This window comes from Rhizobium sp. NFACC06-2 (assembly GCF_900101425.1).
Lineage (GTDB): Bacteria > Pseudomonadota > Alphaproteobacteria > Rhizobiales > Rhizobiaceae > Agrobacterium > Agrobacterium leguminum.
In genome coordinates this window covers 15,185-33,958 of the sequence record NZ_FMVA01000009.1, presented here as the reverse complement: position 1 = coordinate 33,958, position 18,774 = coordinate 15,185, and the positions used below count along the sequence as shown (strand labels likewise).

19 protein-coding genes are annotated in these 18,774 nt (G+C 59.1%); 9 read left to right on the top strand and 10 right to left on the bottom strand.

Annotated features, from left to right (window positions below; genetic code table 11):
* Positions 1–106: 106 nt before the first annotated feature.
* Genes F3H58_RS16185 through F3H58_RS16175 form a run of 3 tightly spaced genes read left to right on the top strand, consistent with a single transcriptional unit; the run spans position 107 to position 4,129 of the window.
* Positions 107–1,585 carry a lipopolysaccharide biosynthesis protein gene (locus F3H58_RS16185; protein WP_149742910.1) on the top strand — a complete coding sequence of 493 codons (1,479 nt, stop codon included), beginning with the start codon at positions 107–109 and terminating at the stop codon, positions 1,583–1,585.
* Positions 1,578–2,915, top strand: a complete 1,338-nt coding sequence (locus F3H58_RS16180; RefSeq protein WP_149742909.1) for a polysaccharide pyruvyl transferase family protein — start codon at positions 1,578–1,580, stop codon at positions 2,913–2,915. The genes F3H58_RS16185 and F3H58_RS16180 overlap by 8 nt, the downstream gene beginning before the upstream one ends.
* Positions 2,912–4,129, top strand: a complete 1,218-nt coding sequence (locus F3H58_RS16175) for a glycosyltransferase family 4 protein (protein ID WP_149742908.1) — start codon at positions 2,912–2,914, stop codon at positions 4,127–4,129. Before F3H58_RS16180 ends, F3H58_RS16175 begins: the two co-directional genes overlap by 4 nt.
* A gap of 91 nt (positions 4,130–4,220) precedes the next feature.
* On the opposite strand, the gene F3H58_RS16170 is transcribed toward F3H58_RS16175, so the two are convergent.
* The 5 genes from F3H58_RS16170 to F3H58_RS16150 all read right to left on the bottom strand — a co-directional run bounded on the left by F3H58_RS16170 (position 4,221) and on the right by F3H58_RS16150 (position 6,891).
* Positions 4,221–4,544 (bottom strand): BrnA antitoxin family protein, encoded by a 324-nt coding sequence (locus F3H58_RS16170; RefSeq protein ID WP_149742907.1) that lies wholly within the window; start codon positions 4,542–4,544, stop codon positions 4,221–4,223.
* Complete coding sequence (locus F3H58_RS16165) at positions 4,535–4,789, bottom strand: BrnT family toxin (protein ID WP_149742906.1); 255 nt, start codon at positions 4,787–4,789, stop codon at positions 4,535–4,537. Before F3H58_RS16165 ends, F3H58_RS16170 begins: the two co-directional genes overlap by 10 nt.
* Before the next feature lie 63 nt (positions 4,790–4,852).
* Positions 4,853–5,644 (bottom strand): metallophosphoesterase family protein, encoded by a 792-nt coding sequence (locus F3H58_RS16160; RefSeq protein WP_149742905.1) that lies wholly within the window; start codon positions 5,642–5,644, stop codon positions 4,853–4,855.
* Positions 5,645–5,839: 195 nt separating this feature from the next.
* Positions 5,840–6,445, bottom strand: a complete 606-nt coding sequence (locus tag F3H58_RS16155; protein WP_149742904.1) for a transglutaminase-like cysteine peptidase — start codon at positions 6,443–6,445, stop codon at positions 5,840–5,842.
* A gap of 146 nt (positions 6,446–6,591) precedes the next feature.
* Complete coding sequence (locus F3H58_RS16150; protein WP_286169635.1) at positions 6,592–6,891, bottom strand: hypothetical protein; 300 nt, start codon at positions 6,889–6,891, stop codon at positions 6,592–6,594.
* Between the two features lie 349 nt (positions 6,892–7,240).
* Between F3H58_RS16150 and F3H58_RS16145 the strand changes: the two genes are divergently transcribed.
* Positions 7,241–7,798, top strand: a complete 558-nt coding sequence (locus tag F3H58_RS16145) for an HNH endonuclease (RefSeq protein WP_003585610.1) — start codon at positions 7,241–7,243, stop codon at positions 7,796–7,798.
* A 30-nt stretch (positions 7,799–7,828) separates the two neighbouring features.
* Here the strand turns inward: F3H58_RS16145 and F3H58_RS16140 are convergent, their stop codons facing one another.
* From F3H58_RS16140 to F3H58_RS16120, 5 genes are all read right to left on the bottom strand, one after another.
* Positions 7,829–8,344, bottom strand: coding sequence for a disulfide bond formation protein B (locus F3H58_RS16140; protein WP_149742902.1), 516 nt, complete (start codon positions 8,342–8,344; stop codon positions 7,829–7,831).
* Between the two features lie 334 nt (positions 8,345–8,678).
* Complete coding sequence (locus F3H58_RS16135) at positions 8,679–10,220, bottom strand: sugar ABC transporter ATP-binding protein (RefSeq protein ID WP_149742901.1); 1,542 nt, start codon at positions 10,218–10,220, stop codon at positions 8,679–8,681.
* A 4-nt stretch (positions 10,221–10,224) separates the two neighbouring features.
* Positions 10,225–11,202 carry an ABC transporter permease gene (locus F3H58_RS16130; protein ID WP_149742900.1) on the bottom strand — a complete coding sequence of 326 codons (978 nt, stop codon included), beginning with the start codon at positions 11,200–11,202 and terminating at the stop codon, positions 10,225–10,227.
* A gap of 10 nt (positions 11,203–11,212) precedes the next feature.
* Positions 11,213–12,253 carry an ABC transporter permease gene (locus tag F3H58_RS16125; RefSeq protein ID WP_149742899.1) on the bottom strand — a complete coding sequence of 347 codons (1,041 nt, stop codon included), beginning with the start codon at positions 12,251–12,253 and terminating at the stop codon, positions 11,213–11,215.
* Between the two features lie 139 nt (positions 12,254–12,392).
* A complete protein-coding gene (locus F3H58_RS16120; RefSeq protein WP_149742898.1) occupies positions 12,393–13,433 on the bottom strand; it encodes a sugar ABC transporter substrate-binding protein in 1,041 nt (346 codons plus the stop codon).
* A 152-nt stretch (positions 13,434–13,585) separates the two neighbouring features.
* On the opposite strand from F3H58_RS16120, the gene F3H58_RS16115 reads away from it, so the two are divergent.
* The 5 genes from F3H58_RS16115 to F3H58_RS16095 are packed head-to-tail and all read left to right on the top strand — an operon-like array spanning position 13,586 to position 18,772.
* Positions 13,586–14,335: a GntR family transcriptional regulator gene (locus F3H58_RS16115; RefSeq protein ID WP_149742897.1), complete on the top strand. Its 750-nt coding sequence runs from the start codon at positions 13,586–13,588 to the stop codon at positions 14,333–14,335.
* Positions 14,336–14,357: 22 nt separating this feature from the next.
* Positions 14,358–15,098, top strand: a complete 741-nt coding sequence (locus F3H58_RS16110) for an SDR family NAD(P)-dependent oxidoreductase (protein ID WP_149742896.1) — start codon at positions 14,358–14,360, stop codon at positions 15,096–15,098.
* Positions 15,099–15,116: 18 nt separating this feature from the next.
* A complete protein-coding gene (locus F3H58_RS16105) occupies positions 15,117–16,589 on the top strand; it encodes a mannitol dehydrogenase family protein (protein ID WP_149742895.1) in 1,473 nt (490 codons plus the stop codon).
* 3 nt (positions 16,590–16,592) lie between these two features.
* The gene (uxuA, locus tag F3H58_RS16100) at positions 16,593–17,786 is read left to right on the top strand and encodes a mannonate dehydratase (RefSeq protein WP_149742894.1); all 1,194 of its coding nucleotides are present in this window, start codon (positions 16,593–16,595) and stop codon (positions 17,784–17,786) included.
* The gene (locus F3H58_RS16095) at positions 17,783–18,772 is read left to right on the top strand and encodes an aldo/keto reductase (RefSeq protein ID WP_149742893.1); all 990 of its coding nucleotides are present in this window, start codon (positions 17,783–17,785) and stop codon (positions 18,770–18,772) included. Before uxuA ends, F3H58_RS16095 begins: the two co-directional genes overlap by 4 nt.
* Positions 18,773–18,774 lie beyond the last annotated feature (2 nt).

The following is an 18,774-nucleotide window of genomic DNA, read 5'->3' as shown; positions in this document are numbered from 1 at the left end:
TGGGAAGCAATAAGGGCAGCCTCCGCTTTCACGGCCTGGGCTTAGACTATTTTGCGGTCGCTGCGCATGTTGCGTCGACGCGGCCGGTTTTACGGTTGGTGGATTGATGTCCGAAGCTGCGTCGATAGGCAATGCTGCCCTGAAAGGCGTGTTCTGGTCCATCGTCCAGAACTGGGGTGGCAAGCTTTTCACCTCCATTCTCTTCATCGTTCTGGCCCGTTTCCTCAGCCCCACCGATTACGGCATGGTCGCAACCGCCGGGCTGGTGCTGATGCTGATCCAGATGGTGTCGGAGTTCGGATTCGCGGATGCGATCGTGCAGAAACGCAACCTGGAACCCGGCGACGTCAATCTGCCCTTTTATGCCTCGGTTGCGGTTGCAACGGTGCTGGCCATTACCGTCTGCGTGTTCTCACCGGAACTGGAACGCTGGTTTGAGGTCGAAGGGCTGGCGCCGGTGATCGTGGCTATCTGCATATTGCTGCCGCTGAACACGGCATCGATGTTTCAGGAGGTGAATTATCGCCGCGCACTGGCTTTCAAGCCGCTGGCAATCAGAACATTCATATCGAACATCGTCGGCGGCGGCGTGGCGATTGTTTTCGCGCTCATGGGCATGGGCGTCTGGAGCCTTGTCGTGCAGACCTATGTCGCCACCATCGTCACGCTGATCTGGCTCTGGCGAAAGCCGCACTGGCTGCCGGGCACCACTCTCAACCCCGGCACCTTCGTCGAACTGCTTCGCTTCGGTTCGTCGGCGCTCGGCCTTCGCATTGTCGATTTCGCGGCCACGCGCCTGATCGATTTCATGATCCTGGGGCGTTACGGGGTCGCGCTCTTTGGCCTCTACACCGTCGGCAGCCGCCTTTATCAACTTCTCATGCAATTGCTTCAGTCGGCACTTTATGACGTGTCGCTGACGGTGCTTTCGCGCGTCTCGCACGAGCGCGAACGCATGGCGGAACTTTACAAGCAGTTGATCGCAATATCCGCAATTGTCTCGACACCAGCCTTTGTGCTTTTTGCGGCATTGACGCCGGAGATTTGCCGCGTTTTGTTTGGGGCGCAGTGGCAAGGAGCAGATGAGATCGCGAGACCCCTGCTGCTTCTCGGTGCTTTACAATGTGTACAATTTCAAAACGGCCCGTTTCTCTCCGCACGCGGCAGCCCGAACAAGGTATTGATTGCCGGCGCCGTCAAATCGATTGCCACAATTCTGATGATTGTCTTCATACCGACAAGCAGTATCGATGAACTCGTTATTGTTTACGTATTTGGCCAGCTTGCTTCCACGCCTTTTACGTTCTTTTATGTTTCGCGCGAATTGGGCGTGCCGCTCCGAAGAATAATGTCTCTGCTTCTGCCGAGTTTTGCCACCAGCGGTCTCTGCTTTGTCATTGTTCAATGGATGCGCGCTGAAATTGCCGCCCTGGGTTTAGGCGATTTCATGTCTGCAATACTGCTCGGATCCATTTTCGTCTTAACTTATTTTTTGCTCATAGCGCTGGTTGCCCGAACGCAGGCGCGGTCGGCCGTTCTTTTCGTCACGAGCAAGGTACTCCCACGGAAGGAAGTGAATGCGTAAGCTCATAAAAAAAATCATTCCCGCGCCGCTGCATCGTGAATGGGTGAAGTACAATGAACGCCGCAATCAGGATGTTGCCATTCGTCACTTCTTTCACGCGCTGCAGGAGCAGAAGCGGCGTATAAAAAAACTCCCCGGTGGAGATCATATAAATCGGGTTTTGATTGTCGCCTGCGATCCCTATTCCGTTTTTGGCTCTATCGGTGATGATGCCATGATCACCGCGACAGTTCAGCATGCTCGCGCAAGAAATCCTGATGTCGAAGTCGATATATTGGTCGAGGGAACAGATGCCGCGGACTTGGTTCGCCAGAGGGGGTTTAATCCCGTCGATCTCTTTGGCGAAATTGATTTTGCCGGAGCACTGGGTAACCACTTTGAAGCGCGGCGGTACGATTGCGTCGTGGTGGTTGGGGCGGATGTCATGGATGGATATTACCATCCGTTGGTCAGCGCAAAACTCTTGGCAAGTGCTGATTTGGCTGCGGCTGCCGGGATAAAAAATGTCATCCTCGGTTTCAGTTTCAATCAAGCGCCTCATCCCGCTCTGGCTATGTTTTATAGCGCCTTGCATCCCGACGTCTCGATTAATGTGCGCGATCCGGTTTCCCTCAGCCGCCTGCAATCCTTCGCCAGGACAAACGCGGTACTGGTCGCCGATTCGGCGTTCAGCCTTGTTGCCTCAGAACCGGATGAGGATACCGTCGCCTGGATCAAACGGAAACGTGACGAGGGATACAGGGTGATGGGCTTCAACCTGCATCCCATGCTGTTCAAAAATGCTGATCGCAGCCAGGTCGATACCATCATCAAGCGGGGAGCCGAGGCATTGCACTTTGTGGCGGATGCACGACCTGTCTGCTGGCTGCTTATGCCGCATGATTACCGGGAGGGTTTCGGTGACCAATTTTGCCTTCAGGCGATTGCCGGGCAGGTTCCAGATTCGCTGGCAGATAGGGTTCGATATCTGAACGGCAAGTGGTCCGCGTCCGTTCTCAAGGGCATTGCAGCGCAACTGGATGGAATTGTCAGTGGGCGTATGCATCTCGCAATAGCAGGGCTGGGTAAAGGCGTTCCGGTCATATGCATCGCCTATCAGGGGAAATTCGAAGGGCTATACCAGCATTTCGCCCTATCTTCGTCAGAACTGCTCGCTCCCTCCGCCTTCTATAGCGATGACGGAATAAGGAATGCCTTGATGGAGTTCGTCGAGAATGCGGATGACCTTCGCGAGCAGGTCAAGCGGAAACTGCCTGATGTTCTCAGTCTGTCAAAAAACAATTTTCAGATTTTCGAGTCCTTTCCAAAACAGAATCAATCGTTCTCATGAAAGTTGCTTTCGTCTCAGCCATTCCCGCCGTTCCTGCGTCAGAGGGCAATCGCAGCCGGATTCTCCAGCTGACACGTGCGGTTCGCAGCCTGGGACATGAGGTGCATTTCGTCTATATTGATACCCCGATTGCCGCCGATTTCGATCCGGCCACGCATGAAGCGGAATTCGGTTCCGGACGCCTGCATTTCGTATCACGGCAGCGAAACCGCTTTGAAACACGGCTTATCGGGGATCTGGGTTTCGAAGCTGAAGTCATAGCGTTTCGAGCCGTCCGAAAGGTCCACCGCCTTTCCGGTCACGACAGCGGTTTTTATAATCACCTCGACGAGTTCTATTACCCGGAAATCGGCCGGCAGGTTCGGGACCTTCAGCGCCGGCTTGGTCTCGATGCCGTCATTGTCGAATATGCCTTTCATTCGCGGGCGTTCCTGGGGTTGCCGAAGGGTGTGCTGCGCATTCTCGACACTCATGATTCCTTCGCCGACCGACACAGGGCTTTCGTCAATACCGCGAACAAATACGGATACTGGTTTTCCGTTCCGCCGAAAATGGAAAGCAAGGCTTTCCGCCGTGCGGATGTCGTTGTCGCCATTCAGGAGGAAGAGGAGCGGACGTTCAGGCAGCGGCTGGGGGCAGAGCCGCCGGTTGTTGCGACCGTCAGCCATATTCTCGATCTCGGTGAAAGGGTGGAAGACTTCACGCCGAGCGACTTCTTGTTCCTCGGTTCCGGCAACGACGCCAACATTATTTCCCTGAAGGGGTTCGTGCAAAACGTCATGCCGCTGGTCAGGGCGGCCCGGCCGGATATTCGTCTGGTTCTGGCGGGCGGCATATGCGGCAAGATCGAAGACGGAGAGGGTATTCTCAAGCTCGGTCGCGTGGGTAATCTGAAGGACGCCTTCGCGCGCGCGCCACTCTCCATCAATCCCATCACGCTCGGAACGGGCATCAATATAAAACTGCTCGATGCCCTGGCTGCCGGTGTTCCGACGATCAGCACCCGCACAGGTGTGAGGGGCCTTTCGGAGCGATACCGGCGTGGCGTGGTCATTGTGGAAGATAATGACCATCGGGCTTTCTCCGACGCGATCCTGCAGCTCGCCTCCAGCCGCGATCAGCGGCACGAACTGGGAAACAGGGCGTTTGAGGACGCCGTTGAATGGAATCGCCAGCAAATGGCGGTCCTCGATGATATTCTGAGCGCCAGGTAGGCTGGTTGAAACCAGACCTTGATGCCGCCATCGAGTCTTCTCTTGGTCGCGCGGTCTAACGCAGGCGGGGCGGCTTTGAGCGTTCGAGTGGTCAGGGAAGACCGGATAGCTTTCTCAGGTCGCTATTGATGCGTGACTGCCAGCCCTTGCCCATGGCTTTGTAGTGCTCCACTAAATCAGGATCGAGACGGATCGTAACCGGCGTTTTCGGTGCATCCGCCTTTGGCCTGCCACGGCGCGCAATTTCCCGATCAATGCTCTTGGCAAGGTCAGGAAAAACCGCCCCGAACGGTTTGGCTTGCGCCATCTCTTTATCGGTAACTTCGGCGGCGTCCGGATCGGACGCAATCATTTTCTGAATCTCAGCTTCTTCCTTATTGGTAAGCGGGCGTTTCGAAGAAAACTTTACGGGCATGAGAGCCTCCTTTCTCTGGTGCTGGCTGGCCGCATGGAAATGACGGACAGGGCCTGCGAACCTAGCGGGCTGAACACCACCGCAACGATGATGCGACCCTGAAACTCACCTATAGCCATAAAGCGGTCTTCCTTGGCGGGAAGAACGATAGAGCTTGCAAAGAACTCTATCGTCAGATCGGCAAAATCGAGGCCATGCTTCTCGATATTCGTCAGCCGCTTCGTTTCGTAATAAGTGATTTTCATATTTTGTACGTACAATAAATTGGCGATATATGCAAGATTTTTGTAGGTACAGAAATACCTGGGTTAGCCTATTAGGTGCAAGCCCGCATCCGAAAGCCTGAGAACGGTAAGCCTGCCCGTGGTGAATGCACCCGTGTCGATGCCGATCCGTTGCGGGCCGGTTTCCGGTTCGGTTACCGGCGTGTGGCCGTGGATGACGACGAGGTCCAGCCCGGCCCCTTGCGACAGGAACGGTTCCCGGATCCAGAGCATGTCCTCATCCGTCTGCGCCTCCAGCGGCAATCCCGGTCTCAAGCCGGCATGCACGAAAATATAGGGTCCTATCCGGGCGTAGATCGGCAGGCTGGATAAAAGCTGGCGGTGGGTTTGCGGAATTGCGCCGAGCAGGGCGTCCCTGAATGGCTGCAGTCTCAGGCGCCCCTTTAGCAGGAAATATTCGATATCGACGCCGTAGGATAAAAGCGTTTGGCGGCCACCGAAGTCGAGCCAGTGCATATTCTGCTGCGGATTTTCGAGAAAGTCATGGAAGAGCTGCTCATGGTTGCCGCAAAGCGCAATGCGGCGCAGCGGCGTGGGCGGCGGCTGCAGCAAATGTTCGAGAACGCCACGGGAATCGCGCCCGCGATCGACATAGTCGCCGAGGAGAACGACCAGCGCGGGAGAAGGGTCGTGCCCCAGATCGGCAAGGATTTTCCGCTCCGCCTGCAACAGCAGGTCAAGACTGCCATGCACGTCGCCGATGGCATAGATCGGGAAGGAGGCCGGCTTGTCGCCAAGGTCAATTCTGCGCCGCCTCCGGTCGTCGCGGGAGGCTGGTTGTTTACGACCGCGAATCCAGTTGAGCACCTTGGGCATAGCTGCCGATACTGTCTCTCCCGCACAAGGTCAAGAGCGTTGAAGGCGGCTGTCGCATTGCCCGCCAAAGCTGCGTTGACGCGCCGATTCTGCTGGGAAAGGATACCCGTTTTGATGGTCGAAAGATACGGCGCCTTAAACCGTTAACCGAAATGGCTGCCCTCCGAAAGGGCGGCTTCAGCCTGAAACAGTGTTCTAGAGTTTCAGCCAGACACGCGGGTCCTCGTGCGACTGGATCTTGATCCATTTCAGATCCACCGCTTTCCATGGCTTGACGACATTGGTGCGGTTATCCAGCACCAGATCGCCCTGGCTGGTGCTGACGACCAGAACGGCATGTCCTATGCCATCCGTCGTGCGGGCTGTGGCGATGCGCAGGGCGCCTGAAGGCCAGCCGGCGCGCAGGAGGCGTTGCCGCTTGGTCACCGCGAAATCTTCGCAGTCGCCGCTTGCCGGGTTCAGTTTCCAGTCGTCTTCGCCGTCCTGTTCGCTGGCATAGATTATCGAGGTGTTGATCTCGGCGTTGATGCGCTGGAGTTCCGTGCGCTTCTGCTTGCTCAGTTCCACTGCATCGCGGTCGCCAATCCGGAGGCACTGGTCGGCGGCGTTTTCACAGAATTTCGCAAAGGCAATGGGTGCGATGGTTGGACGGCTCGTGGTCATGAACTGGCCGGGCCGCGAAGCGCCGGGCGTCTGGGCAAGGCCACCAAGCTGGACTGCCGATGCCGTTGTTGCAACACTTGCCGCCACGACGGCAGCGACGGCAAAAATCTTTGCCAGACGGATTGTTCTCTTCGCCATGTCCTTGCCCCTGCACAATTGTCTTGTCTTGTGCCTGGCACCATAGCGACCCATTCTTGCGGGCCGTTTAAGTCGATAGATTGCATTTTAACGAAATCTAATTTTGTTACAGCGCGCTGAAAACAGCCGGAAAGCCGGGTTCGCGCTCACCTGCATCGGGTTCTGCCCTCGGTGTCGCCAATACAGGTTTGCTGCGGGACAGCCCGCCTGAGTTCACGCCGGGTCTCGGGGGAGGCGCGGCTTGCCGGCGGCCGGTCGTAATTTCGGTAAACTTCGAAATTGCGCCCGCCGATCGTTCCCTGCGCCCCGCCGCGGCCATCCGGCGTCACTTCGAAATTCTGATACTGCTGGGCACGGGCGCCCACGGAGAGGCAGATGATGGCGGTCAGGACGCCGGCCGCCAGGCCGCCCCGCAATGCTGCCGCTTGTTGCCTGCCCAACCTCATGCCCCTTCCTCCATTGACGGAAATGGTGAATGCCGCCGCCGCACATTTGCCATGCCCGGCGCGCATTGATTTTCCAGTCGTCCGTCGGGGGTAATCATATCACCGATAGTGCATCCGGTGTGAGAAGGATTTGTGCCTGGCGAAGGTCCGAATCGCCTTCCTGCCGCATCGGCCAGCGGTGTCACAACGCCAGGAGGTGTCACCGTGCTGTTCGATCGTCAGGAATGCAAAAAAGGCCATTTTACGGCTCAAAAATTAAGCTCTTCGCCGCTGCATTTATAGGCTTCACAATCCTGTAACAACGGACCTAATATACAAGTGCAGATGCCGAATCGCTCAGGAGAAGCCCTTGACGATTGCAGTTTCACCACAGGCCCTGCCGGCGCTCGTTCTGAACGCAGACTACAGGCCACTGAGTTATTATCCCTTGTCGTTATGGTCCTGGCAGGACGCGATCAAGGCCGTCTTTCTAGACCGTGTGAACATCATTGCAGAATATGATCACGCGGTGTCGTCCCCCAGCTTTTCCATGCGGCTGCCGAGCGTCGTCAGCCTCAAGACCTATGTGCAGCCCACCCGCAACCCCGCCTTCACCCGCTTCAACGTTTTCCTTCGGGACAAGTTCGAATGCCAGTATTGCGGCACGCGGGACGAATTGACCTTCGACCACGTCATTCCCCGCGCGCATGGCGGTGAAACCACCTGGCACAATGTCGTTGCGGCGTGCTCTCCCTGCAACCTTAAAAAAGGCAGCAAGCTTCCCAAGCAGGCGGGCATGTTCCCGGCGCAGAAGCCTTTCCAGCCGACGGTTCAGGATCTGCACAATAACGGACGGTTGTTCCCGCCCAACTATCTGCACGAAAGCTGGATGGACTATCTCTACTGGGATACCGAACTCCAGCCCTGACCGTTCAGGACTGCGAAGAGGTTTTTCCGCTTACCAGCTTTTACGGCTCGCGCCAAAAAAGGCGACTGCCGCAAGTGCAATGCTTGCGATGACATTCCAGCCCGCAAAGGAAAGGCCGAGCACCCGCAATGCGGCGTCGTTGCAGGAGGGTGCCTTGATGGCGTTCAGATTACCCAGTAGGTCGCCGGCGTTGGTGGTTATGGAAGGAGCGCCGGTCGCGCAGGTGATCGGGCCTGCCCAGAAACCCCATTCGACGCCGGCATGATAGACGCCAAGCCCGGCGCCGATCAGCATCGCCACGCCAATAAGGGCAAGAAGCAGTCTTGTGATCGGGGTCGGCAGTTTGAAGACGCTGGTCGCAATGGCCAATATGCCCAGCGGAATGGCGTAATAATAGGGATCGCGCTGCAACAGGCAAAGCGCACAGGGCGTATAACCGCCAATATGCTGGAAACCGAGGGCGGAGCCGACGGTGAAGATCATTCCCGCCGTGACGCCGAGGGCGGCGAGCGTGCGGCTGTTGTCGGCGGTGGTCGCATTGGCCATGTTGTTTTCCTCAAACTTCGAAAAGAAGCAGATATCCCGGACGGGCTTTCAAAAAGGCGGGCGTGATGGCGAAATTAAGTCGCCGATTTCCACGGTGTAACGGGATTCGTCTAATCCAGTCCGCTGCGTCTGGCAAATGAAAGCCCGGCACTATTGGCAGGATGAACAAGCAAAGTTTCGTGAGGGTTGCGATCGCGCCCGTCATGACGGCGCCCTTTCAAGGGCTTCGTAAAGCGATCGAGGTCGGCGTCGTTACACAAAGCGGACGCGCACCGCAGCCGCCCCCCTCCGGGGGCTGAAACACAGGGCCGACCGTAAGTCCTCGGCGAAGCGTCTACGCCGTGAGGAGGCTGACGTCGCTCTCCTGCGGATGGTGAATGTGTGCCATGATGTGCTGGCTCATATCGGCATAGACGCCATTGTTTTCCACGATACCCTTCACTCTGTATTGGTCCATCACGACGATGCGGTCTGCCAGTGCCACCATTTCCGGCATGTCGCTGGTAATGACGAGAATGGCGGTGCCGTTATCTGCCAGTTCGCGCAGCAGGTCATGCAGATAGGCCTTGGTTTTGATGTCGATGCCGACGGAGGGTTCGTCGACGATCAGCAGTTTGACATCGGCGGCGAGCCATTTGGCGACACTGATTTTCTGCTGATTGCCGCCGGACAGATTGCCGACGGTCTGGCTGAGGCTTGGCGTCTTCACCTCCAGCTTTTTCAGAAAAGGCGTTACCGCCGCCCGGATGCGCCCATCCGAAAGCACGCCGAACGTATTCGAGAGTTTGCGCCAGATGGGAACGCCTGCATTGGCAAGAACGGAGTGCTGGAGAATGAGGCCATCACCCTTGCGGTCTTCGCTGACATAACCGACACCGTAGTCGTGGATCGCTTCGGCAACGGAGCGGATGCGTGCCGGCCGGCCCGAAATACGCAGGTCGCCGGCCGTGACCGCGAATTTGCCCATGATCGATTTTGCGAGTTCAGTGCGACCGGCGCCGACCAGCCCGTAAAGGCCGACGATCTCGCCCTTGCGCACGGACAGGCTGACATCGCGGTGACCGATCGCGGTCGATACACCCTCAAGTTCCAGCACCATGGGATGGTGTTCGACCGTGCGTTTGCGCCAGCCGCCGCCGCTTTCGGCGCGTCCGATCATAAAGCGCACGAGATCCTGACGCCCGAGGCCTTCCATGGAGCGGCTTTCGCAGGCGTTTTCACCATCCCGCAAAACCGTCACCCGGTCGCAGATGTCGAGAACCTCCTCCAGCTTGTGGCTGACGAAGACGAGGCTTGCGCCATCGTCGCGCAGGCGGCGCAGAACGCGGAAGAGATTGTCCGTTTCGCTCGGCGTCAACGAGGTCGTCGGTTCATCGAGGAGCAGCACACGGCTTTGCAGGGAAAGCGCCTTGGCGATTTCCACCAGCTGCATCTGCGCGACGGAAAGCCCGGATACCGGTGTTGCCGGATCGATTTCCAGATTGAGCGCTGCAAGCCAGCGGCGCGCATCGCGGTTCAGCGCGGCGTAGTCGATGGGTTTGAGATAATGCGCCCCGAGCTTTTCCATATGGATATTTTCGGCAATCGAGAAGCGCGGAATGAGGTTGCGTTCCTGATGGACGACACCTATGCCGCGGGCAATCGCCTCGCGCGGATTGCTGAAGCGCACTTCCTGCCCATCAACGAGAATCTGGCCGCTGCTTTGATGATGGACACCGGTGATGACCTTGATCAGCGTCGATTTGCCGGCGCCGTTCTCCCCAAGCAGGGCATGGATCGAGCCGGGTTGCAGCGAAAGATTGACGCCCTTGAGGGCTCTGACGCCGGGAAAGACTTTTTCGACGTTTCGCGCCTGAAAAACGGGTTGTTTGTCCATGGTGTCAGGCCTTCCCTGTCTTTTTGCCGAGATGCGTTTCGCGCAGGCGGTTGATACCGACGGCGGCGAGGATCATCGCGCCCAGCACCACCTGCACGAGGAACGGATCGATGGAGAACAACACCAGTGCCTGCGTGATGATGGCGACGATGACGACGCCGAGCAGGGTCGCCCCGACGCTGACATGCCCGCCGGCCAGCACGGCGCCGCCGATGACGGGGGCGGCAAAGGACAGGATGAGCCAGTCGTCACCGATCGAAGGCTGGCCGATCTGCAGACGGGAAACGAGCAGAATGCCCGCTACCGATGCCAGAAAGCCGGAAATGCCATGCGCCACGATAACCGTCATGCGCACCGAGATGCCGGAAAGCTCCGCCGCATGGCTGTTGCCGCCGATAGCAAGGATGAAGCGGCCTATCGGCTGGCGTCGCAGCATGAACCACAGGGCGAATGCGATGATGATGGTCGGGACAGCAAGCCATGGCACGGGCCCGGCAATGAGGGCCGAACCGAAGTCTTTCACCGATTCAGGTATGCCATAGAAGGGCTCCGCCCTCGTGATGCCGAGGTTGATACCCTTGTAGATCGACAGTGTCGCGAGCGTGATGACGAAGGCGGAAATGCCGGTGATGGCAATCAGCAGGCCGTTGAGCATGCCGCAGACAATACCGATCAGCACAGCGGCAATGGCAGCCACCGGTGCCGGAAGCCCCCAGACCTGCATCAGTCCTGCAAAGGAGATTGCCGCAAGGCCCCCGATTGCGCCGACGGAGAGGTTCATCTGGCCGATGGCGATGATGATCATCTGTGAAAAGGCGATGAGCGCATTGACCGAGATGGCCAGAAGCAGGATCTGGATATTAAAGGAAGACAGGAAGTTGGGGCTGAAGCCGCGGATCAGCACAATTGCCAGCACCGTGACCAGCAGGGGGCCGAACCAGTCGGTTCTGGCAAGGCGTAGAAGGGTGTTGTCGGTCGTCATCGTCCAGTCCTCAAGCCAGATTGCGCCGGGCGAGATAGCTTCGCCGCGCCTTGTCCATCAAAACCGCCAGCAACAGCAGCAGGCCAAGAAATGTCTGGACCCAGAATTCACCGAGCTGGAGCAGCAGCAGGCCGCTGGTCAGCATGGTGACCAAAAGTGCGCCGAGACAGGTGCCTAGAACCGAAACCTTGCCGCCCTGCAACAGCGTGCCACCGAGGACAGGCCCCAGGAAGGCTGGCAACAGCCAGTCCTGCCCGAGTTGGCCGGCCATGGAAGGAATGGCCGCACCCGTGCGGGTTACCAGCATCAGGGCAGCAAGTGCGGCAAGCAGGCCCGACAGCATATGGCACGCAATAAAGATGCGGTCGACGCGGATGCCGGAAAGTTCCGCCGCTTCCGGGCGTGCGCCTGCTGCCAGCATTTCGCGGCCAAGAACGGTGCGCCGGTAGAGAAAGGACAGGGCGAGGGCCGTTGCGAGCGTGACGAGAAGCAGCGGCGAGAAATAGGTCGCGAGCTTCATCTTTCCGAAGGCTGCGAAGATGGGCGGCAGGCCACGATAGGCCTCGGCCCGCGTCAGGAAGATCATCACCCCGAAAAAGATGCTCATGGTGGCAAGCGTGATGATGAAGCTGTGCAGCCCCGTGCGAATGACGGTCCAGCCATTCACAAAACCGAGCGCTGCACCTGTGGCGAGACCGCCAATGACAGCGAGCGGCCAGGGGACGCCAAGCATCTCGATCAGATAACCACAGGCCATGGCGGCCGAGACGCCGATCGCTCCAACGGCAAGATTGAGGCCGCCGGTCACGATCACCGCCATCATAGACAGGCCGATCATGATGTTGATTGCGGCACTGCGTCCGAGCGTGAACAGGTTGAAAGGCGAAAGGAAGCCGCTGGCCGCCACGCCGAAAATAACGGCGAAGACGACAATCAGCAGAATGAGGCCGAATTCATTGGTAAGAAAAAAGCGGCCGTGCGAAAGGCCGGAACCCATTCGTTCGTCTGCCTCCTGCACGCCTTTTGTGAGCAAACTATCGTTCACGGTCATGAAATTGTCCCGGTATTGGTTCGGCCCGAGGCACCTCTCCGGGTGGCCTCGACGTTATACTCCCGCCGGAAGACGTTTTTCCGGCAGAGCTGGTTGCCGGGCGTGCTCGTCAGCCGCCCGGCGACCGCAAAAGGCTTGCTTATTTGCAGCTCAGATACGTCGTATCGAAGTTCGCCAGCAGCTTTTTGGTCTCGGCGCGCATGGCATCGACATAGTTATCGACCTTTGTGGCATCGACATAGGCGGTGCCGGAATCGATGAACTTGGTCGTCAGCGCGTTGGACTTGAACGGCGCATCTGCCTTCACCTTGCAGCCGGACTGCAATTTGCTCAGCGCGAAGGAGCCGACATAACCCTGGCCATAGGGGTTCTGCAGCATCGTGCCGTCAACGAAACCGTCCTTGATCGCCTTCAGCACCACTTCGTCGTGGTCGATGCCGACCATGTGGATGCGCTTGTCGCCGATCTTGCGCAGCGCGTTGGAGGCGACAACTGCCGGAACCCAGGCCGTGGTGACGATGCCATCCACTTCCGAGGCGTGAGCGGCGAGGTAGGCGTTGATCTTTTCTTCGGCCGGTTCCGGCGCGTCGATATCGGCGATGACCTGTACGACCTCGGCGCCAGCCTCGTCAGCCGCCTTCTTCACGGCATCGATGCGGAGCTGGGTGTTGGGATCGACAAGGAAGCCGGTGAAATGGGCGATGCGTTTTTTGCCTGTTCCCATCGCCTTGATGAGTTCCTTGGTGCCGAGATAGGCCGAATTGCCGGTGTCGGTGCCGAGGCAGAAGGCGGCAGGCGAGGGGTCTTTGAAGCAGCCGGCACCGGCAATCACGTTTGCGCCGTTGCCGGTCAGTTCTTCAGCCGTGGAGACCGCGCCGACGGGATCGCCGGGGAAAATCAGGAAGCCGTTATAACCCTGGCTCAGAAGGCTTTCGAGAAGCTGGTTCTGCTGCGCCAGTTCCCATTTCTGCGGCACCTTATAATCCGCGCCCGCCAGACCAAAGTCCTTGGCGGCGTCTTTTCCAGCCTGTTCCCAGGCGGCGAAATAAGGGTGCGGACCACCCGGAACGAGGGCGACCTTGCTGGCGTCCGCCGCCTGCGCAACACCGCAGGCTCCAGCGCCGATGATTGCGGCAGCGACGAGGCTGCGCATGAAATGCGTCATGTTTCTCTCCTCCATGAAACGGCCTGTTTCTTTAAAAAAGCGACTGGAACCTCCCTTAATCGCTTTTTCTCCCAACAGCCGACTTGCGTAAGCACTATGGACCCTAGTATACTTGTATCCAAGTTGCAATCAGATTTTCACGACGGCCTTTCAAAAGGGGAGCGTTCATGACGAAAAACACCAATGCCGGCTTTGCCGGACGCGGCGGCCATCAGGAGGCCTCAGGCCCTGGAATCGAAAGCGTGGAGCTTGTGGTCAACCGCTATGGATCCGTGGCCGATCAGGTTCATGCGGCCCTGCGTCAGGCCATTGTCGAAGTGCGGCTGGCGCCCGGTGCGCCAATCAGCGAGAACTCCATCTGCCGTCAGTTTTCCGTGTCGCGCACGCCGGTGCGCGCCGCCATCCAGCGCCTGTCTGAAGAGGGGCTTGTGGATGTCTATCCCCAGCTCGGCAGCTTCGTCGCACCGATCAGGCTCGGTGAAATTCAGGACAGCCATTTTATCCGCCGTTCGCTGGAAGTGGCGCTGCTGCGCGAAGTTGCGCCGAAATGGACGAAAGAGATGAGCCGCACGATGCGCGACGTCATCGCCGAGCAGGAACGGGTGATCGCCGCCAACGACGCATCCGGCTTCTTTCATGCCGACGAGGCGTTTCATCGGCTGCTCGGCACATTTTCCGGCCGTGAGGGCGTCTGGCAGGCAATCCTTGCCGCCAAGGTGACGCTGTCGCGGTTCCATCGCTACTGGGCGAAACCGGAGCGCCTGCCCGCCGTGATCGAGGAGCACCTGGCGGTCGTCGACGCCCTCGATCAGGGCGATGCCGACGCCGCGGAAAAGGCGCTGGTGACGCATCTGGATATGGTTTTTGTGATCTACGAACAGCTGCCCGAAGAAGAGCGCAAGCATTTGTCCATTTGATAGTGGACGTGGAGGAGACGGAATGGAACTGAAACACAAGACCGCGCTCGTGACGGGCGCGTGCGGCGGCATCGGCCGCGCCGTAGTCGCGGCGCTGGTGGCGCAAGGGGCAAGGGTGCTCGCCTTCGATCGCGATATCGAGGCTGTTACAGCGCTCGCGGAGGGGTTCGGCAACGCCTGTGATCCCATTGCCGTCGATCTCGGTGATGCGGCGGCACTACAGGCCGTCATGAAAGATGTCGCCAATCGTTTCGAAGTCATCGACATTCTCGTCAACAATGCCGGTGTGCTGTCTCCGCACAAACTGGCCGCGACCACGCTTGACGAATGGCACAAGCTGATGGCCGTCAATCTTGATGCCGCCCTGCTACTGACGCAGGCCGTCGTTCCCGCCATGAAGGAAAACCGCTGGGGGCGACTGATCAACATTTCCTCTTACGCCTGGAAATCCGGCGGACTAACGGCGGGCACGGCCTATTCGGTGTCAAAATCGGCGATGGTCGGCCTCACCTACTCGTCCGCTCGCGAGCTTGCGCCTTTCGGCGTTACCGCCAATGCAGTCGCACCGGCCTATGTGGTTTCGCCGATGATCATGGAGCAATTGTCTGAGGAAGACCGTCAGCGGCAACTCGCAGCCATTCCCGTCGGGCGGTTCTGCCAGCCGGAAGAGGTGGCCCATGCCGTGCGTTTCCTTGCCTCGCCGCTGTCCGGCTTCATGACCGGCACTGTCGTCGACATGAATGGCGGCCTGCAATTCGGCTGAGATACGGAGACAACAAACGTGACCAATCGTCTTTCTTCCCTTGCACTGCCCCATCTTCCGCAAGACGTGCTCGTGCCAGCTTATGACCGCAAAGCGGTCACACCGGGCATCGTGCATCTCGGCGTCGGCGCCTTTCACCGCGCCCATCAGGCCGTATTCATCGATGATTGTCTCGCGCGTGGCGAAACCGGCTGGGGCATTGTTGCTGCATCGCTGCGCAGCCCCGATACGCGCGATGCCATCGCGCCACAGGACAATCTCTATACGTTCTGCCTGCGTGACGGTGAAAACGAGACGCTGCGGATTGTCGGTTCCATCCTCGAGACCATCGTCGCCCCTGAAGATCCGGAGCGGCTGCTGCAAGCCATGACCGATCCGCGTATCAGGATCGTCACTTTGACGGTGACGGAAAAGGGTTACCTCGCCGATTTGTCGGCGGGCGCGCTTCTTCGTGACCATCCCGACGTTGTTCATGATCTGGCGCATCCACAAAAGCCGCGCTCCGCGCTCGGTTTTCTGCTGGAAGCAACAAGACGCCGGCGGGCCGCGGGGGCTGTGCCGCTGACTTTGCTCTCCTGCGACAATCTTCCGTCCAACGGACGCATCCTGCACCGTCTTCTGGTGGAGATGGCTGGTATCACCGACGAGGATCTCGCTGCGTTCATCGCGGAAAATCTCTCCTGCCCCTGCGTCATGGTGGACCGCATCGTACCCGCCACCACCGCAACTGACCGTGAGCGTGTGACGGCGCGTCTCGGCTGCGAGGATGCCTGGCCGGTAATTGCGGAACCTTATTTCCGTTGGGTGATCGAGGATCGCTTTCCGCACGGTCGCCCTGGCATCGAGCTGTCAGGTGCCGAAATCGTTGACGAGGTCGAGCCCTATGAGCATATGAAGCTCAGGATGCTGAATGGCGCCCACACCGCCATGGCCGCAATCGGTCAATGCAGCGGGCTTGAGACGATCGCCGATATCTATGCCGATGCGCGTGTCCGCGGTTACATCGACCATTACTGGCGGGAGGTCGGTTCGACCTTGAGCCCGGCCGTCAGCGGTCCGGACTATGTTGCCGGTCTGCGCCAGCGTTTTGCCAACCCCGCCCTTCGTCATCGCGCCGCCCAGATCGCCTCTGACGCTTCACAGAAAGTGCCGCAACGCATTCTCGCGCCGCTTGCGGAGCTGCGTGCCGCAGGCGCGCCGAATACGGCCGCTCTTTTTGCGGTTGCGATGTGGATACGGTCCTGCGCAGCGCTGAACGAGGAGGGAGAGGCAATTGTCATGGCTGATCCGGCCTTTGCGGAGTGGGGTGCGCCTACCGGGAGCGGCGAGGAGCCGGACGCGGTCATCGACCGGTTTTTAACATTCCGTCGCGTCTTCGGGCCTGAGTGGCAGGCGGACGAGGCGTTCGTCACGGCGTTTCGGGCCGCCCACCGCGACATCGTCCAATACGGCGCTCTCGGCGCCATCGACCGGCATTTTTCGGAGGAGTAAACTATGAAGGAAACCTGGCGCTGGTTCGGAGAATCGGACCCGATCACCCTTGAGCATGTGCGGCAGACGGGTGCGAGCGGCGTTGTAACAGCGCTGCACCAGATCCCCGACGGCACGGCGTGGCCGGCGGAAGAGATCGCCAAACGCAAGGCGATGATCGAGGCGGCCGGTCTGGAATGGAGTGTCTGCGAATCCATTCCCATGGAACAGTCCGTCAAGCGTGGTGATGCAGATGCCCCGAAGGCGATTGCGCGCTGGAAGGATACGCTCGCCCGTCTCGGCCGCGCTGGCGTTCCCGTCGTTTGCTACAATTTCATGCCTGTCGTGGACTGGACGCGCACGAACCTGCGCTGGCAGGCACGTAATACCGGATTGGCGCTGCGCTTCGAAATGGCGGATTTCGTCGCTTATGACGTCTTCATCCTGAAGCGTGTTCGTGCGGCGGAAAATTACGATCCTGCGCTGGTTGCACGGGCCGAAGCGCGTTTTGCGCACATGAGCGAAGAGGAGCAGTCTCTTCTGGAGCACAACATCATAGCCGGTCTGCCAGGCGGCGCGCTGGTGCAGACGCGCCAGTCCATCGCCGCGCTGATCGCGTCGTTCGATGGTATCGACAGCACGACCATGCAGGGCAATCTTCTCGCCTTTCTGCGGGAAGTCGTGCCAGTTGCGGAAGAAGTGGGCGTGCATCTCGGCATCCACCCTGACGATCCTCCATTCTCGCTGTTCGGCCTGCCGCGCGTGGTCTCGACACCTGCCGATATCCGCACCATCCTCTCGGCCGTTGAAAGCCCGAACAACGGCATCACCCTTTGTACCGGCTCCTACGGCGCCCGCAGCGACAACGATCTCGTGGCAATGGCACGAGAGTTCGCGTCCCGCGTCAATTTCGCCCATCTGAGGAATGTGACCGTTGAAGCGGATGGTTCCTTCTTCGAGGACGATCATCTGGATGGCGGAACGGACATGATCGGCGTCATTGAGGCATTGTTGCGCGAGGAGCGGGCCGCCGCCAAGGCTGGCCGCCGCACCAATATTCCAATGCGACCTGACCACGGCCATCTGCTGGGTGATGACATCACCAAAAAGACCAACCCCGGCTATTCCTATATCGGCCGCATGAAGGGTCTCGGCGAACTCCGTGGTGTCATCCGCACCGTCGAACGCCAGCTTCGCCGCGAGGAGGGGGCCGCATGAAAACCCGCAAACTTGGCCGCACGGCGCTGTCGCTGAGCGAGCTTTCCTTCGGCGCTGCCGGTATCGGCAATCTCTACCGCAGCGTCAGCCGCGAGGATGCGATGGCGACGCTGCAAACCGCCTGGGACGCCGGTATCCGTTATTTCGATACCGCACCTTATTACGGGCAGGGCCTTTCCGAACGACGCGTCGGGGATTTTCTTCAGGGAAAACCACGCGACGAATTCGTGCTGTCCACCAAGGTCGGGCGGATCCTGAAACCGGCTGAAGCGGGCGTGACACCGGATTACGGTTTTGTCGACGCGCTGCCTTTCGTGGTGGAATACGACTACAGCTATGACGGCATCATGCGCTCGCATGAGCAGAGCCTCGCCCGGCTTGGTCTCGGTTCGGTGGATATTCTCTATGTCCACGATCTGGAGGAGACCACGCTTGGAGAGGAAGCCTATCGCCATCATTTCGGAATATTCACCGAAAGCGGCATCGAGGCGCTGCACGAGTTGAAGGCGAAAGGCCGGATCGGCGCGTTCGGCCTTGGCGTGAACGAGGTTCCGGCCTGTCTGAACCTCATGGAGATCGACGAAATCGACTGCATCCTTCTGGCAGGCCGTTATACGCTGCTCGACCGGTCGGCGGCGGTGCGGCTGCTTGGGCGTTGCGCGGAAACCGGCACCGCGCTTGTGATCGGTGGTGTCTTCAACTCGGGCATTCTTGCAACCGGTGCAAAGCCGGGCGCGACCTTCAATTACAATGAAGCTGCGCCTGATGTCATGGAGCGGGTGCGCGCCATGGAAGATCACGCCGTCAGCCACGGCGTCGCGCTCGCGGCGGCCGCTTTGCATTTTCCGCTGCAAAACGCCGATGTCGCCAGCGTGCTGATAGGCACGGCAAAACCGGACAGCCTCCGGCGCAATCTATCTATTTTCGAAACGGCCGTGCCGGACGCCGCCTGGGCGGGTTTTGACGCGCTCGCTCTTGAAGATTGACT

Excerpts from the sequence above, each read along its gene's own strand:
- F3H58_RS16185 (WP_149742910.1), top strand. The coding sequence starts at position 107 with ATGTCCGAAGCTGCGTCGATAGGCAATGCTGCCCTGAAAGGCGTGTTC.
- F3H58_RS16180 (WP_149742909.1), top strand. The coding sequence starts at position 1,578 with ATGCGTAAGCTCATAAAAAAAATCATTCCCGCGCCGCTGCATCGTGAA.
- F3H58_RS16175 (WP_149742908.1), top strand. The coding sequence starts at position 2,912 with ATGAAAGTTGCTTTCGTCTCAGCCATTCCCGCCGTTCCTGCGTCAGAG.
- F3H58_RS16170 (WP_149742907.1), bottom strand. The coding sequence starts at position 4,544 with ATGCCCGTAAAGTTTTCTTCGAAACGCCCGCTTACCAATAAGGAAGAA.
- F3H58_RS16165 (WP_149742906.1), bottom strand. The coding sequence starts at position 4,789 with ATGAAAATCACTTATTACGAAACGAAGCGGCTGACGAATATCGAGAAG.
- F3H58_RS16160 (WP_149742905.1), bottom strand. The coding sequence starts at position 5,644 with ATGCCCAAGGTGCTCAACTGGATTCGCGGTCGTAAACAACCAGCCTCC.
- F3H58_RS16155 (WP_149742904.1), bottom strand. The coding sequence starts at position 6,445 with ATGGCGAAGAGAACAATCCGTCTGGCAAAGATTTTTGCCGTCGCTGCC.
- F3H58_RS16150 (WP_286169635.1), bottom strand. The coding sequence starts at position 6,891 with ATGAGGTTGGGCAGGCAACAAGCGGCAGCATTGCGGGGCGGCCTGGCG.
- F3H58_RS16140 (WP_149742902.1), bottom strand. The coding sequence starts at position 8,344 with ATGGCCAATGCGACCACCGCCGACAACAGCCGCACGCTCGCCGCCCTC.
- F3H58_RS16135 (WP_149742901.1), bottom strand. The coding sequence starts at position 10,220 with ATGGACAAACAACCCGTTTTTCAGGCGCGAAACGTCGAAAAAGTCTTT.
- F3H58_RS16130 (WP_149742900.1), bottom strand. The coding sequence starts at position 11,202 with ATGACGACCGACAACACCCTTCTACGCCTTGCCAGAACCGACTGGTTC.
- F3H58_RS16125 (WP_149742899.1), bottom strand. The coding sequence starts at position 12,253 with ATGACCGTGAACGATAGTTTGCTCACAAAAGGCGTGCAGGAGGCAGAC.
- F3H58_RS16120 (WP_149742898.1), bottom strand. The coding sequence starts at position 13,433 with ATGGAGGAGAGAAACATGACGCATTTCATGCGCAGCCTCGTCGCTGCC.
- F3H58_RS16115 (WP_149742897.1), top strand. The coding sequence starts at position 13,586 with ATGACGAAAAACACCAATGCCGGCTTTGCCGGACGCGGCGGCCATCAG.
- F3H58_RS16110 (WP_149742896.1), top strand. The coding sequence starts at position 14,358 with ATGGAACTGAAACACAAGACCGCGCTCGTGACGGGCGCGTGCGGCGGC.
- uxuA (WP_149742894.1), top strand. The coding sequence starts at position 16,593 with ATGAAGGAAACCTGGCGCTGGTTCGGAGAATCGGACCCGATCACCCTT.
- F3H58_RS16095 (WP_149742893.1), top strand. The coding sequence starts at position 17,783 with ATGAAAACCCGCAAACTTGGCCGCACGGCGCTGTCGCTGAGCGAGCTT.